Below are 16067 nucleotides of genomic sequence, written 5' to 3' on the forward strand. Positions count from 1 at the left end.
TAAAGTTTACGTAGTGAAATAATTCTCAAGGTTTTTTCGTAGAAGAAGGAGGCAAAACCAAATGCTTGCATATGTCTATAGTTCGACTCACCAAAAAGCGGATCTAATGGAAGTTAGTACGCCTGAACTTTCCGAAGGGGGAGCTGTCATTAAAGTGCTTGCCTGTTCCATTTGCGGGACAGATTTACGAACCTATCGTTATGGAAGTAAGAAACTGGACGATGGAGTTGTCCTTGGGCATGAACTAGTCGGTCAAATCATTCAACTTGATGAGAACGTGAAAGATTTTCACGTTGGAGATGTGGTTTCTATTGCACCAGCAATTGGTTGTGGGGAATGTCGTAGTTGTCAAAAGGGCTTTACCAACATGTGTGACCAATTAAAGACGATTGGATTTCAGTTTGATGGTGCGTTTGCGGAGTATATGGCAGTCCCTAAGCAAGCATTTCAAATGGGAAATGTCTATCGTTTGCCAGAATCAGAGGACTATTCTATTTATACACTCAGTGAACCATTGGCCTGTATCATAAATGCCCAATCGTTTTTAAAAATCACAAAGGGCGATACGGTCGTGATTTTCGGATCTGGCATCATCGGTTGTATGCATGCCGAACTTGCACTTGGTTCTGGGGCAGATCGAGTCTTTTTAATCGATCATAATGCCAATCGAATCCAAGAGTTAAGAAGGATTTTAGATGGCGTTGATTTTCTCAACCCAAAGGAAACAGATATTTTTGAAGAGATTAGTAGAAAAACAGAAGGCAATGGGGTAGATGTTGCGATTATTGCCTGCTCATCAGGTCAAGCCCAAGAAGATGGGATGAACCTACTAGGAAAACATGGACGAATTTCACTATTTGGCGGTCTACCTGGAGAATCTAATGGGTTTATCGATAGCAATTTAGTCCATTATAAAGAAATTAGTGTCTTTGGAGCGCATGCTTCTACACCGGAACAAAACAAACAGGCGATGGAAATGATTCGAGATGGTGTGATTCATGCAAGAAATTATACGTCCTTTCAATATCCATTAGGAGAGATTGATAAAGCGTTTCAAGACGTGGATGCACGGAAAATTATCAAAGCAACGATTGTAAACAACACGATTTAAGATAGGTGCGAGTCTACGTTTCTGTGAATTTATGAAGGGGGCTGGGAAGATGAAAGAAACTTTATTATTGGCGGTAGATTTAGGAACAAGCTTTATTAAAACAGGCGTATACAATACGGAGAGCCAGTGTATTGCGGAGGCAATCGTCCCAGTTAAAGATTATCGTCCGGGACCAGGAGTTTTTATTCAAAAAGGGGAGGAATTGTTTTCCTCGGTGATTTCTTGTATTAAAAATGTGAGTGAACAGTTGGGGGACAGGGCAAAACAGATTGAAGCCATTTCTTTCACTGGTCAAATGTCTGGGTTTATGGGTGTCACGAAGGACTGGGAAGATGTAACAACTTGGTCTTGTTCCCTTGACTCACGCTATATGCCATACGCAGCACGTCAAATGAAAGAATTAAAGAATTCGTTTTTAGAGATTAGTGGGACGAATTTCCCGCAAATGGCACCGAAATATGAATGGTTTAAAAACGAGTTCCCAAGCGAATCAAAGAAAATCGCTAAATATTTAATGATTAGTGGGTATGTGATTGGCCGCCTTGGGGATCTACCAATTGAAAACGCTGTCATAGACCGTTCCTTTACTTCTTGGACGGGTCTAGCTGATGTGAGGAAAGATCAGTGGTCAGATGAAATATGTACGGCGATTGGACTGGATAAAGACTATCTTCCACAGATCGTTCAATCAAATTATATTTGCGGTTATCTTTCTAAAGGTATGGCTCAAGAAACAAACCTACGAGCCGGGATCCCTCTTGTGTCAGGGGCAGGAGATAAAGTGGCTGGATGTTTAGGGACAGCGACAGTGGAACCAGGTCAGATGGTTTTTGAAGCGTCATCCTATGGAGAAATAAGCTGTTGTGTGGAAGAATATCGCCCAGATTTGGTAGACCGAAGACTGGATGTTCTCCCGTCTGCTATTCCAGGCGAATTCTATGCAACCCATTTTATTGCGGGTTCCGGTATCACGCTTGATTGGTATATCAATACATTTGTCCGTCAGTCCGGCGAAGACTTATCTAAGGCATTCAGTCGCTTAGAAGAAAAAGCAAAGCTCCTTGAGCCTGGTTGTGATGGAGTGATGGCAATCGGTCTTCTTGGGGGTAGTTCGATGCCACTAGATGGTAGTTTACGAGGTTCATGGATGGGCTATGACTGGAGTCACAAGGCGGAACATTTCTACCGCTCATTGTTAGAAAGCTTTTCCTACGACTTTACTCTAGCCATGCAAAGCATTGACCGTTTATATCCAGAATATGACCTCTCCGAAGTGAGGATGGTAGGGGGCGGAGCGAAGTCCTCTATTTGGCCACAAATGAGTGCCGATGTTTCCGGAAAGACTTATAGTACTTTGAATCGCGGTGATATCAGTATGTGGGGCGCTTCTATTTTAGCGGGAAATGCAATTGGCGTGTTTCCAAACATGAAAGAAACAGCCAAAAAATTTGTGAATGTTTCCAAGTCCTACACTCCTAGTCCAAATGCAAGTCTCAAGTATCAAAAATTTATGGACTTATATAAAAACTATATGGTCGAGTTACAGGGCTTTTATAAAGGGATCCAAGAGGTTAATTCATTAGGTTGAGTGGTTTGTAGTGAGAAAATAAAAATTCAGAAAATTCTTGATTAATAAAACGTTATTGGTTAGAATTTAATTATGAACATTTGATTACAAGGTGAACATAATTTCAAGTCACATGTAGGAGGGGGCAATATTAGGTTTAAGGGACTTTTTAGATTGTTAGTGTGATCCGAAAACAATCAGTACCTAAAACCCTACCATTGTAGTTCGGTTGCTAAGTGTGATTTGTAAGCGGTTTATTTCTTGGGAAGGTAAATACTTGTTTTCCATTGCAAGCACATTGAAAAAAGGGGGAGAAATTATGACACTTAAGAAAAAGGTTTACTTACTGTTAGGGATTGTCGCATTGGTTTTTAGCTTGGTTGCTTGTTCATCAGGTTCCTCAGAAAGTTCTTCTGGTGAACCAGGTGGTGAAGCGAAGGAAGGCGAACTGACGAAAGTCGGAATGACGGTAATGACGTTAAATAATCCGTACTTCGTAAGGTTTAAGGAAGCATTAGAAGAGCAAGCAGAAAAACACGGCTTTGAAGCTATTGTCCAAGGTGCGGATCTAGACCTTGCTAAACAACAGGCACAAGTTGAAACCTTTATCCAGCAAGGGGTAGATGTCATTTTTTTAAACGCCGTTGATTCTCGGGGTGTCGCGGCAGCCGTTCAACAGGCAAAGGCAGCGAATATCCCAGTAATTGCTGTGGATGTAGGGGCAGATGGTGAGGTAAATGCAACCATTACGTCAGATAACTTCGAAGCCGGTAAGCTTGCGGGTGAATATGTAGTAGAAAAACTTAATGGAGAAGGAAATGTCGTGTTAGTAAATGGAACACCAATCACGGCGATTTTCGACCGTATCGATGGCTTTAAGGCAGCACTTGAAGGGACAGATGTTAAAATCATCACCGATCAAAACGGTGAATTAGACCGTGATAAATCGTTTAGTGTTATGGAAAATATTCTTTCTTCTCACTCAAAAGGTGAAATTGATGCGGTCTTCGGTGTAAATGATCCGACTACAATTGGTGCTTATTTAGCAGCTCAATCAGCTGGTAGAGATGACTTTTTCTTTGTTTCTGTAGATGGCTCTGAGGAAGCAGTTAATTTCATCAAAGAAAGCGATCAGTTTGCCCAAACATCTCAACAGTTTCCAGGAAAAGAGATTGAAAAGGCTGTTGAGATTGCGAAGCAAATACTAAAAGGAGAAGAAGTCGAAGAGGAAATTTTGGTTCCAGTATCTTCAATTTCTGATGAAACGGTTGATACATTTGTACCTGAATTTTAATTCCTATAGTGAAGAGCGGTTATCTAACCGCTCTTCCTTATCACTCTTATAAAAAGAGAGGTTGAAACGTACAATGATTTCAAACGAAGTAATCCTAGAAATGAAAAACATTACGAAAGAGTTCCCCGGAGTAAAGTCACTAGACTCTGTGGATTTTCAACTCCGAAAAGGAGAGGTATTGGCCTTAATCGGTGAAAATGGAGCCGGGAAATCCACCTTAATGAAGGTTATCGCTGGGATATACAGCCCTGATACTGGTGAGATGATCTATAAAGGGAAACCAGTTAAGTGGAATAGTCCGATGGATGCAAGAGAAAATGGGATAAGTGTCATCCACCAAGAGTTGCAGCTAACTCCCAATTTAACAGTTGGTGAGAATGTCCTCATGGGGTCACCAATTCCAAAAAATCGGTTTGGTTTTATTCAATGGAGTTCCGTCTATGACAAAGCAAAAGGGCTACTTGAATCGATTGGTTCGGACCTGAATCCGCGTACACTGGTTTCTGAATTAAGCATTTCTCAAAAACAAATTGTCGAGATTGCCCGGTCTATTTCTATTGATGCAGACATTATTATCATGGATGAACCTAGTGCCACTTTAACAGGGAAAGAAATTACAAAGTTGTTCGAATTAATTAATCTATTAAAATCAAAAGGCATCGCGATTATTTATATTTCTCATCGTATGGAAGAAATCTTTGAAATCTCGGATACATGCACAGTCTTACGCGACGGTCAGTTTATTGATCAGAAACAGACAAAGGAAACGAATGAACGCGAAATTGTCCAGTTAATGGTGGGGCGAGATGTTTCTTACATTTATGAAAATAAGAAGCAAGCGTACGTACGCTCCAGTTCTACGCCACTTTTGGAAACCCAATACCTGTCTGATGGGAATACACTTAAGAATGGTTCAATCAATGTTTATCCAGGAGAAATCGTTGGCCTATCTGGTTTAGTTGGATCTGGAAGGACCGAACTTTTAATGTCAATCTTCGCAGGATCTAAAGCTAGACGTGGAAGTATTTTCATGAATGGTCACGAAATTAAGGTAAAATCGCCTCGAGATGCCATTCAACAGGGAATTGCACTTGTCCCGGAAAGCAGGAAGGAACAAGGTCTTTTTCTTCAATTAGGAGTAGATGAGAATATCAGTGTCCTAAAACTAGACGAAACATCGTCTGCTGGATTTATAAAAAAGTCTACCAAAAAGAAATTGGAGAAAGAGTATAGTGAAAAATTATTGGTGAAAACCGCAAGCCTTCAAAATCATATTGGAAATCTAAGTGGTGGGAATCAGCAAAAAGCGATTATCGCAAGATGGTTGACGATAAACCCAAAAATCTTAATGCTTGATGAGCCAACTAGGGGAATTGACGTTGGTGCGAAATCAGAAATTTATTCCATTATAAATGATCTTGCGAAAGAAGGATTTGGAGTGATCGTTGTATCATCTGATTTACCTGAAATTCTTCATCTGTCCAATCGGGTCTTTGTTATGCGGAATGGGGAAGTTGTGTCCGAATTGTCGGGTGAACAAATCAATCAGGAAACAATTATGATGTATGCGACAGGGGGGCAAATGAATCATGAACCTATTAGTTAGTAAACAGGAAAAAGAAGTACCAAAGAAAATCGACACATTTAAACTCTTTGATCGACTAGGAATCATTTTTGTAACATTAGGTTTGGGAATTTTATTTACCATTCTATCTTCTGACTTCTTTACTTGGTCCAATATCATCAATATCATGCGTCAAACTTCTGTTAGTGCCATTTTGGCGGCTGGAATGACCTTTGTTATTTTAACAGGGGGAATTGACTTATCAGTAGGAGCAATCGTCGCATTAGCCGGGGTTTTTGGAGTATTTCTGTCATTGCATGTGGCAGCACCTATTGCCATAATTGGTGGAATCTTAATTGGGGCACTTGCTGGTTTTATTAATGGCATCTTAACGGCCAAGATGAAGTTACCACCCATTATCGTTACGTTGGGAAGCATGACCTATTTACGAGGAATTGCTTATATCATCACCGGTGGGTATCCTCTCGTCTTAACGGCACAGTCTTTTAAGGACCTTGGAAGTGGTTTTTTTGTTGGGATTCCGGTCCCAATCTATATTACAGCCATCGTATTTATTCTCTCTTATATCGTCCTTAAGTACACAACGTTTGGACGAAATATTTATATGATTGGCGGAAACGAAGAAGCGTCACGATTAACAGGGATCAAGGTTGAATCCCGTTTAACTTGGGTTTACACAATCAGTGGGTTATTTGCGGGACTTGCTGGTGTCATTTTGGCGGGGAGATTGTTTACAGGCCAACCAAATATCGGTACAGGATATGAACTCGACGCGATTGCTGCCGTTGTGTTAGGCGGTACTAGTTTAGCTGGTGGGGTAGGGACCATTGTTGGAACACTATTTGGAGCCTTGTTTATGGGGATTCTCTCAAATGGACTCACCTTGTTAGATGTTCCATACTATTGGCAACTTGTCATTAAGGGAGCAGTCATCGTCCTTGCCATCTACGTGGATCGTATTCGTCGAAAAAATGCAAAATTGTAAATAAGAAGGGATGAGAATTTTGTTCAATAACTCGGGAAGTAAATCCTTTTCGGGGTTAACCAAAATTTGGTATACTATACCCATAGGTGAACAAAAGTTGGATGATTGAACAAAATTTCCTAAGAAGGTGTTTCTATGTATGAGTTTAATGAGTTGGTTAAAATATCAAAAATGTACTATGAGATGGGGATGACGCAGAAAGAAATTTCAGAAGTTTCTAAGCACTCGCGACCAACCATCAGTCGGATGCTTGAGGCAGCGATGGAAAGAGGAATTGTTAGGGTGCAAATTGAGTACCCACTTGACTCTATTTATGAGCTGGAAGAGGAGATTAAGAACAAGTTTCATTTAAAGAAAGTGTTTGTAGCCCCTACGTTTGTGGAGGAAGATACACTAATTGTTCAGGATGTTGGAAAAGCATTAGCAAATTATTTAACTGAGATATGTAGACCAAACGATATCCTGGGTATTTCTTGGGGAACCACACTTGGCGTTGTATCAAATTATTTACCTAAGAGAAGGATTAATGGCTTGAAAATAGTTCAATTAAATGGAGGAATTCCGGTTAACTCTTACTCCAATGGTTCGTTTGGACTGTTAGAGAAATTCTCTGAAGCCTTTGAGGGGCAGTTTCATTTGTTATCTGCTCCAACCATCGTAGATTCAGAGGAAATAGCGAACTCCATTTTATCTGATTCAAATATAAAACAAGTCGTTGACCTTGGCAAGAAAGCGAATATTGCTCTCTTTGGGATTGGGAGAACACACTATGAATCTGTTTTATACAAGAGTGGTTATTTTAAAACGGAAAGTTACGACCGTTTGATTTCGAAGGGAGCAGTTGGTGATATTTGTTCGCGTTTTTTTGACATCAATGGAGACCTTGTCGATTCTGAATTAAACCGGAGAACAATCGGATTACAATTAGAAGATTTGCAGGAAAAGGAACATTGCATTGCAATGGCGGTTGGAGCTAAAAAAGTAAAAGCTGTATATGGTGCGCTCCAAGGGAATTATTTAAATACCCTTTTCGTAGATGAACATTTGGCGAGGAAATTATTGAGTTATAAGGAGGAGTAATGAATGAAGGCCGTTAAATTATATGAACCTGGTAATCTTAAAGTGGAAGAAGTCGAAATTCCAACGATTAAAGAAGATGAAGTCTTGTTAAAGGTAAAGGCTGTCGGGATTTGTGGGTCAGATATTCCGCGGGCATTGGTTAAAGGGGCATATTATGAAGGCTTGACACTTGGTCATGAATTCTCAGGGGAAATAGTAGAGTGTGGGACGGATATAAAGGATTGGAAAATTGGGGATCGAGTAACTGTAGCCCCGTTAGTCCCATGTAGAGAATGCAACTCTTGTAAGGAAGGAAGGTTCTCATTATGTGCTTCCTACAATTATTATGGTTCAAGAACAGATGGAGCGATGGCTCATTATATTAAAGTGAACCATCAAAATCTACTAAAATTACCTGATAACATTTCCTATGAAGCCGGGGCAATGGTCGACCCTGCTGCTAATGCAGTACACGGTTTGTGGAGAGGAAATCTAGCAGCAGGAGATACAGCTGTTGTCATCGGCTTAGGTGCAATTGGACTATTTGCCGTGCAATTTGCTAGAGAAATGGGAGCCGACAAGGTGATTGCGATTGATATTTTTGATGAAAAATTAGAAATTGCTAAAGAGTTGGGTGCAGATGTCATCATTAATTCAATGCAAGAAAAGCCTGAAGAAGTACTTTCAAATCTTCAAATTGATATGGTGCTAGAAACGTCAGGATCGCCAATCGCGCAAAATCAAGCGGTCTTAATAGCCGGTAAGGTAGCAAGGGTCGTTTATTTGGGAATTTCCAACCGAGAGTTAACTCTTTCAGCGAATGCAGTGAACCGCTTAATGAGGAATGAAATTCATCTAAATGGTTCATGGAACTCCTTTTCGAATCCATTTCCAGGTAAAGAATGGACCTATTCGATTCAATTAATGGCAGAGGGAAGAATCAATACCCATTCCATCGTTTCCCATCGATATAAATTGTCAGAAACACCTAATGTGTTTGAGAAAATCAAGAACAAAGAAATTGTTTTTAATAAAATCTTAATCCTCCCAGAGAGAGAAGAGTAAATGGAAAGAGGTACTATTCTTGACGATGCGAGTGAAGGAGGAATTGAAACTAATGTCGAAAGAGGAAGCGAGAAAACAAGCAAACGTCCTTGAGGGAGATACTCAGGAAGCTAGCATCCAAACTCAATCTTCAGCGCAAATTGCTGGCATGATTGATCATACATTGTTAAAGCCAGATGCAACAAGAAATCAAATCATGCAGCTATGTAAGGAAGCAAAAGAATATAAGTTTGCTACTGTATGTGTGAATCCATACTGGGTAGCCACTGCTTTCAACGAATTGCAAGGAAGCAATGTCGGGATAACGACGGTTGTTGGGTTTCCGCTTGGTTCAACGACCACTTCGAGCAAAGTATCGGAAGCGCATGAAGCGATTGAAGCTGGTGCAACAGAAATTGATATGGTTTTAAATATTGGTGCGTTAAAATCAGGTGATGTTGATATAGTCAAAAAGGATATAGAAAAGGTTGTTCTAGCATGCAAAAATCGAGCAATCGTAAAGGTTATTATTGAAACTGGTTTTTTAACACAAGAAGAAAAGATAGAGGCATGTAGTTTAGCAAAGTCAGCTGGAGCTAATTTTGTAAAAACCTCTACAGGGTTTGGCCCAGGAAAAGCAACGCCGGAAGATATCGCATTAATGAGAAAGACTGTTGGACCCGAAATGGGCGTTAAAGCATCGGCAGGCATTCGCGATATCGAAACCGTCCGTCGTCTAGTTCATGCAGGTGCAACTCGAATAGGCGCAAGTGCCAGTATTGACATCATCAATGGCAATAAGGCAGAAGGTAGTTATTAACTATCTATCATCCAGTTTACCTTTCTTAAAATACTCAGTACCGTAAACCCAAATGAGAGGTTTACGGTATTTTTTTTAACGGAAATAACGCATAAACAAAAAAATAACAAATTTACTATTTTTATATTCAAAAACAAACAAAAGTATAATATAATGAAACGGAAGATAACAAGACAGACAAACGGGGGGATTCGGATGGTAAAGAATTACTGGGATTCTAATAAAGCAGCACAGGTAGAAAAAGGGGTAGAAGAGCTAGTTTATCGTTCAAATTTAATTGGATCAGATCGTGCCGTATGTAACTGGGGTGGCGGCAATACTTCCATGAAGACAATCGAGAAGGATTTTCGCGGTCGTGATATAGAGGTAATGTGGGTAAAAGGAAGCGGTTCAGACTTAGCAACAATGAAAGCGCATAACTTTACTGGGTTAAACTTAGAAGATATTCGTCCACTTATCGAACGGGATGAAATGTCTGATGAGGACATGGTTGCATACCTTACTCATTGTATGATTGACAGCAAGCACCCAAGAGCATCGATTGAAACACTTTTACATGCGTTCTTGCCATTTAAACATGTTGACCATACACATCCAGATAGCATCATCAGCATTTGCTGTGCAGATAACGGTAGACAAATCGCTGAAGAAATCTTCGGGGATCGGTTTGTTTGGGTACCTTATGTACGCCCTGGTTTCACCCTCTCAAAAATGATTGCTGAAGGGGTAAAAAATAATCCAAACGCAGACCTAGTACTAATGGAGAAACATGGGTTAGTTGTCTGGGGAGAAACAGCTGAAGAGAGCTACAACAAAACGATTTCTGTTATTAATGAAGCGGAAGCATACATCAATAGCAAAATTAAAGCTGACGCTGTATTTGGCGGACAAAAATATCAATCTCTTTCGGATGACGAAGCGAAAGCGATTTTAGCAAAAGTACTACCAGTTATTCGTGGAGCAGTAAGTGATGAAAAGAAAATGATTCTAACCTATGACCGCGGAGAAGATGTACTAGAATTCGTAAACAGTGCGAATGCGGCAGAGCTTTCTCAAGTTGGAGCTGCTTGTCCAGACCACCTTGTTCATACAAAGCGTGTTCCTTTGTATATCAACTGGGATCCACAAACAAGGGACGTTGAAGCTTTGAAAGAAAGCATCAAGGCAGGAGTCGAAACGTTCAAAGAAGAGTACAAAGCATACTTTGAGAAGAATAAAAATGAAGGCGACAAAATGTTTGAACCAGCTCCACGTGTTATTTTGATTCCTGGACTTGGTATGGTGAATACAGGAAAAGATACGAAAAATGCAGGTGTGAGCGAAGCGCTTTACCACCGTGCAATTGCGGTTATGAAGGGCTCAACAGCACTAGGAAACTTTGTATCTCTTAACGAGAATGAATCTTATAATATCGAATATTGGCCACTAGAATTATATAAATTAAGCTTAGCTCCAGCTGAAGCGGAATTCTCTCGTAAAGTTGCGTTTGTTACTGGGGGAGCTGGTGGAATCGGAAGCGAAACATGTCGCCAATTTGTCTCTGAAGGCGCGCATGTCGTCATTGCTGACTTGAATCTTGAAGGTGCAGAAAAAGTAGCGGCAGAGATTAACGAGCAATACGGTGAAGGCCGCGCTCTTGCCGTAAAAATGGATGTGACGAAAGAAGAGGAAGTTCAAGCTGCGTTTGACCAAACTGCGTTAACCTATGGTGGAGTGGACATCATTGTCAACAATGCAGGTCTTGCTACATCAAGCCCAATAGATGAAACAACACTTCAAGAGTGGAACCTAAACATGAATGTATTAGGAACTGGGTATTTCCTAGTTGCGCGAGAAGCATTCAAACAAATGAAGCAGCAGGGTATTGGTGGGAACATGGTGTTTATCGGTTCTAAGAATTCTGTTTATGCAGGTAAAAACGCAGCAGCTTACAGTTCTGTTAAAGCTTTAGAAACTCACTTAGCTAGATGTATTGCAGCAGAAGGTGGAGAGTTTGGCATTCGCGTCAACTCTGTACTTCCAGACGCAGTTCTACAAGGGTCAGCGATTTGGGGTTCAAACTGGCGTAATGAGCGTGCGGCAGCGTACGGAATCGAGCCAGATCAACTAGAAGAACATTATCGTCAGCGCACGACACTAAAAGTGAATATTTATCCGAAAAATATTGCTGAAGCGATTGCCTTCTTTGCATCTTCAAAATCAGATAGAACAACAGGATGCATGTTAACCGTAGACGGCGGGGTACCTGCAGCATTTACCAGATAATAAAACTGGGAAAAGATGGCTCCTTAAGTGCAGGAGGCATCTTTTTTTGTTGTGTGAAAAAACATGGTTGCTTTTTATACCATTGACTGGAGCAAAGGAGTTTATGAAGAAGTTCAAGTGCCAAGATTATCTAGTTATTTCGAAAAACTACACATAAGGCTTTTGATAAGGCGTTCTGTGGAATGTTATGATAAATTATGATAGGGCTATCCACAGGAGGAACAAGTGTGCATGGAAGTGAATCATAAACTTCTCGATCAACTTTTGATTTTAACTGAAGAAGAGAAAGAGATTATTGAAGAAAGAAAAAAGGTCACAAAAGAGCTGTACACAAGTAAGGCGCATTTTATTATAGAGAGCGAGAAATTTTTAAATAAAGACAAAATGATTATGGTTCGGAAGCACACAAGGTTTGTTGATTTTCCTTTACATAAGCATGATTATATTGAGATAAACTATGTGTTTAATGGGGAATTAAGGCAGAGGGTCGGCGGGAAAGAGATTACCCTAAAAAAAGGTGAGCTCTTACTATTGAACCAGCATATTGAGCATGAAATAAAGGCAAGCAACCGGGAAGATATTGTCATCAATTTTATCATCAGGCCAGCCTTTTTTGAGTTTATTTTTTCCTATTTGAGTTCAGGAAATATCGTGAGTGACTTTTTGGTTAGTAGTTTATACAATCACACACAAAACGGACAATTTCTTTATTTTAAAGTAGCAGAGGTTGAATCTCTTCAAGGGATCATTGCAAAAATATTGGACGAAATGATGAACCCTTCAACTTTATCGGAATCGATTATCAAATTGTATATGGGTTTATTTATTATTGAACTCATCAAGAATTCGGAGAAGGTCGAAAAGAATGTGGAGGCTTCCTTGCAGCATTTCTTGGTGGTAGAAATCCTTACTTACATAGAAGCGCAATATAAGACGGCCACTTTAACGGAATTAGCGAATAAGTTAAACCAGCCGCATTATGCGCTAAGCAAAACGATTAAAAAGGCCACTGGGCACACGTTTAAAGAACTGCTTCAAGAACGCCGTCTCGCAAAGGCGAAGGAATTGCTTGAAGGGACCAATCTACCTGCATCCTTGATTGCAGAAGAGATTGGTTATGATAATATTAGTTATTTTTATCAAATTTTCAAAGGGAAATATGGTCAAACACCAAAAGAACTAAGGGACCAATCAAAAAGGTAGTAACTTTATTTTGGGATAATACTCACAAAATTTATTGCTCTAATAAGATGGAATTCGGTATGATAAAGAAAGTAAGAAATGATTTCTTTGAGATCATTCAATTTTATTTCAAAAATTGTTTGGATTTTTGGGAAAAGCATGTTTAATCACGTTAAAACCACAATAATGATACGATTAACTAAAAAATCCAACAAAATATGTTGTTTTTATGTTATATTTATGTGGGATGCAAACTAATTAATTACTTACTTACTTTAAAAGCCCAAATAATAGGGGGTGTGACAAATGAATAAAGAAGGCAATTCTGGTAGAGGCTCCTATTTATATTTAAATGACCGCCAGCAGAGTATTATGGATATGATTGAAAAAAAGGGGTCTGTTAGGGTTTCTCAACTAAGCAAGCAGTATCAAGTGAGTGAGGAAACCATTAGAAGAGACCTCGAGAAATTAGAAGTAGACGGATTGGTTGATCGCATCCACGGTGGAGCGGTTCGGAAGGATCCTCAAGATGGGATGGAAATTCCGGTTATCAAGAGGCAGGAAACGAACATTCAAGAAAAAGAAATGATTGCGAAAAAGGCTGCTTCATTCGTTGAAGATGGAGACATCATTGCGATTGATGCCAGTACGACCGGCTTGCAAATGACGAAATACTTAAAAGGTAAAGCATTTACCGTCATAACTAATTCAATTCCTGTTACCTTGGGATTGATTCAAGAGGAAAACATTCAGGTAATTGTTATCGGTGGTTATGCCAAGGGAGAATCAATGTCCCTAGTAGGGAACTTTGCCGAGAGGGTTATCCGTGATTATCATGTGGATAAATTCTTTTTCTCTTGCATGGGGGTTGATTTTGTTCGTGGTGTCAGTGAAATCCATGAAGCACAAGCTCTTGTAAAAAAACAAATATTTGCTATATCAGAAAAATTATATCTTCTAGCTGATCATAGTAAATTCGGTGAAAAATCATTGGTTCGTCTTTGTGGGTTAGGAGATATTGATAATTTAGTAACGGATAAGAAAGTTTCAATCGATAAAATAAGAGAATTAAACCAGTTGGGAATAAAGGTTTTTGTTGCCGAAGAATAAACTTGAATGATAGATGAGGGACAGCTGTACGAATTGTATAGCTGTCCTTTTTTTGTTTTTTAATTCTTTTGATTTATAAATTTATTGAAAACGCTTAATCTGTGTAAACTCATATGTAGCAAGGGAAAGGGCAGGTTTTGTGTTGTTTTTTTAAAAAAAACATTTACTTTTTTGGGGAAAACCACAAAAAATATGTTGATAACCACAATATGCGTTGCTATAATGAGGTTATAAAATTCAAAAAACTATAACAAGTCTAAAATATATAGGCAATTTCAGCTATGGTAGTAGTTATAAAATTAGCAACATCCTTTCATATATTTTTTAGACTAAAAGAAAGCGTTAACAATAACAGAATGACTACACAAGGAGTTGAATGACATGGCAAAGATAGGTCCGTCCCTTATGTGTGCAGATATGGGGAATTTGAAAGACTCAGTCAATAGATTGGATAACGGGAAAGTTGACTTCTATCATTTTGATGTTATGGATGGGAGCTTTGTCCCAAATTTTACGATGGGTCCGGATATGATCAAAACGTTGCGTCCTTACTCTGCAACACCTTTTGATGTCCATTTGATGATTCAGGAACCTGAAAGATATATAGACTTGTTTGCTGATGCTGGTGCCGATATGATTAGTGTCCACGCTGAAGCAACCATTCATTTGCAGCGGACACTTCAATCGATTCGCAATAGAGGCTTAAAAGCGGGGGTTGCTCTAAATCCTTCTACTCCACTTAATGTTTTGGATTATGTGTGGGACACTGTGGATTATGTGGTATTGATGACTGTTAATCCTGGTTTTGCCGGCCAAAAGTTTATTCCACTTACATTTGATAAGATTGCTCAACTGAAAGAATTGATTACACAAAAAGGACTGGATATCGAAATCCAAGTGGATGGAAATATCAGCTATGACACGATACCAAAAGTATTGGAAAAAGGTGCAGACATGTTGGTATGTGGAACGTCTAGCTTGTTTAAAAAAGATAAGTCGTTAGAACAAGCTTTAGTAGAATTGCATGATTTTCTTAATTCATTAACCGGAAAAAGCAAAATTAACTCCTGATATAAAGCGGAAGGAGAAGAATCTATGAGCATAACCGTTGTCGGTAGTATAAACCTAGATGTTGTGGCATTGACAGACCGATATCCAGAACGAGGACAAACCATCTTTGGGAAAAAAATTAATTACTTTTCTGGGGGAAAAGGAGCGAATCAAGCAACAGCTGTTGCAAAGTTAGGGAAGTCTGTTCGTATAATTGGCTCAGTCGGGAACGACATCTATGGAAAGAACTTGATTACTAGTTTGCAAGAAAACAAGGTAGACACGACTTTTATTAAAAAATCGAATTCTTTAGCGACTGGAACATCAATCATTACGATTGACCAAACGGCTGAAAATACGATGTTGGTATTAAAAGGGGCAAACGACGATTTATTAATTCATGATATTGAAAGCGCGTTCAGTGAAATAAAAGACAGCGAGGTGTTGCTGGTTCAAATGGAGGTTCCTCAAGAATCAGTTATCCGAGCGATGCAGTTGGCAAAAGAAAAAGGAATGTTTGTCATTTTAGATCCAGCACCTGCAGAAGGAATCACCATAAAAGCTTTAGATTATGCCGATCTAATCACCCCGAATCGTCAAGAAACAGAGCATTTAACTGGTATTGATGTTACCGACATTGACAGTGCTCTACAAGCGGCGAAAGCTTTTGAGAAAATGGGCGTTAAAAACTCTGTCATCAAAATGGCTGACAAAGGGTCGGTTGTTTATCAAAGTGGACAGTGGGAGTACATTGAATCGATTCAGGTTGAAGCGGTTGATACAGTTGGTGCAGGAGACTCGTTTGCTGGGGCATTGGCTTGTGGCGTAATTGATGGTCATGATTTGGTTTCGGCAGTGAAATTTGCCACGATTGTTGGGGCACTAAAGGTCACGAAATTGGGTGCTCAATCTGTTCCGACCCTAAGTGAGGTTAAAGCGTTTTGTGAAGAAAGAGGACTTAAGCATTACTTGTTAGAGACGGCGTTATAAAAGAG

Annotated in this window: 13 protein-coding genes; all 13 read left to right on the top strand. The window is 39.6% G+C overall.

The genetic code is table 11. The features are described from left to right. Window positions 1-61 precede the first annotated feature (61 nt). The 13 genes from LG336_RS06915 (at window position 62) to rbsK (ending at window position 16062) form a co-directional block, all read left to right on the top strand. Window positions 62-1111, top strand: coding sequence for an alcohol dehydrogenase catalytic domain-containing protein (locus tag LG336_RS06915; RefSeq protein ID WP_404331831.1), 1050 nt, complete (start codon window positions 62-64; stop codon window positions 1109-1111). Between the two features lie 49 nt (window positions 1112-1160). Beyond that, window positions 1161-2699 (top strand): FGGY-family carbohydrate kinase, encoded by a 1539-nt coding sequence (locus tag LG336_RS06920; protein WP_404331832.1) that lies wholly within the window; start codon window positions 1161-1163, stop codon window positions 2697-2699. A 298-nt stretch (window positions 2700-2997) separates the two neighbouring features. Next, complete coding sequence (locus LG336_RS06925) at window positions 2998-3972, top strand: substrate-binding domain-containing protein (RefSeq protein ID WP_404331833.1); 975 nt, start codon at window positions 2998-3000, stop codon at window positions 3970-3972. A 73-nt stretch (window positions 3973-4045) separates the two neighbouring features. After that, window positions 4046-5578 carry a sugar ABC transporter ATP-binding protein gene (locus LG336_RS06930; RefSeq protein WP_404331835.1) on the top strand — a complete coding sequence of 511 codons (1533 nt, stop codon included), beginning with the start codon at window positions 4046-4048 and terminating at the stop codon, window positions 5576-5578. Next, the gene (locus LG336_RS06935; protein ID WP_404331836.1) at window positions 5562-6542 is read left to right on the top strand and encodes an ABC transporter permease; all 981 of its coding nucleotides are present in this window, start codon (window positions 5562-5564) and stop codon (window positions 6540-6542) included. Before LG336_RS06930 ends, LG336_RS06935 begins: the two co-directional genes overlap by 17 nt. Window positions 6543-6677: 135 nt before the next feature. Beyond that, window positions 6678-7622, top strand: a complete 945-nt coding sequence (locus tag LG336_RS06940; RefSeq protein WP_404331837.1) for a sugar-binding transcriptional regulator — start codon at window positions 6678-6680, stop codon at window positions 7620-7622. 3 nt (window positions 7623-7625) lie between these two features. Continuing rightward, entirely contained in the window at window positions 7626-8666 is a 1041-nt protein-coding gene (locus LG336_RS06945; RefSeq protein ID WP_404331838.1) for a galactitol-1-phosphate 5-dehydrogenase, read from the top strand. A gap of 148 nt (window positions 8667-8814) precedes the next feature. Then, window positions 8815-9465, top strand: a complete 651-nt coding sequence (gene deoC / locus LG336_RS06950; protein WP_404333111.1) for a deoxyribose-phosphate aldolase — start codon at window positions 8815-8817, stop codon at window positions 9463-9465. Window positions 9466-9660: 195 nt separating this feature from the next. Continuing rightward, the gene (locus LG336_RS06955) at window positions 9661-11730 is read left to right on the top strand and encodes a bifunctional aldolase/short-chain dehydrogenase (RefSeq protein WP_404331839.1); all 2070 of its coding nucleotides are present in this window, start codon (window positions 9661-9663) and stop codon (window positions 11728-11730) included. Window positions 11731-11961: 231 nt separating this feature from the next. Beyond that, window positions 11962-12933, top strand: a complete 972-nt coding sequence (locus LG336_RS06960) for a helix-turn-helix domain-containing protein (RefSeq protein WP_404331841.1) — start codon at window positions 11962-11964, stop codon at window positions 12931-12933. 285 nt (window positions 12934-13218) lie between these two features. Then, complete coding sequence (locus tag LG336_RS06965) at window positions 13219-14022, top strand: DeoR/GlpR family DNA-binding transcription regulator (protein WP_404331842.1); 804 nt, start codon at window positions 13219-13221, stop codon at window positions 14020-14022. A gap of 381 nt (window positions 14023-14403) precedes the next feature. Next, window positions 14404-15093, top strand: coding sequence for a ribulose-phosphate 3-epimerase (gene rpe, locus LG336_RS06970; protein ID WP_404331843.1), 690 nt, complete (start codon window positions 14404-14406; stop codon window positions 15091-15093). Between the two features lie 24 nt (window positions 15094-15117). Beyond that, complete coding sequence (rbsK, locus tag LG336_RS06975; protein ID WP_404331844.1) at window positions 15118-16062, top strand: ribokinase; 945 nt, start codon at window positions 15118-15120, stop codon at window positions 16060-16062. The last annotated feature ends 5 nt before the right edge of the window (window positions 16063-16067 follow it).

The organism is Mesobacillus maritimus, from assembly GCF_044803185.1.
Lineage (GTDB): Bacteria > Bacillota > Bacilli > Bacillales > Cytobacillaceae > Mesobacillus_B > Mesobacillus_B maritimus_B.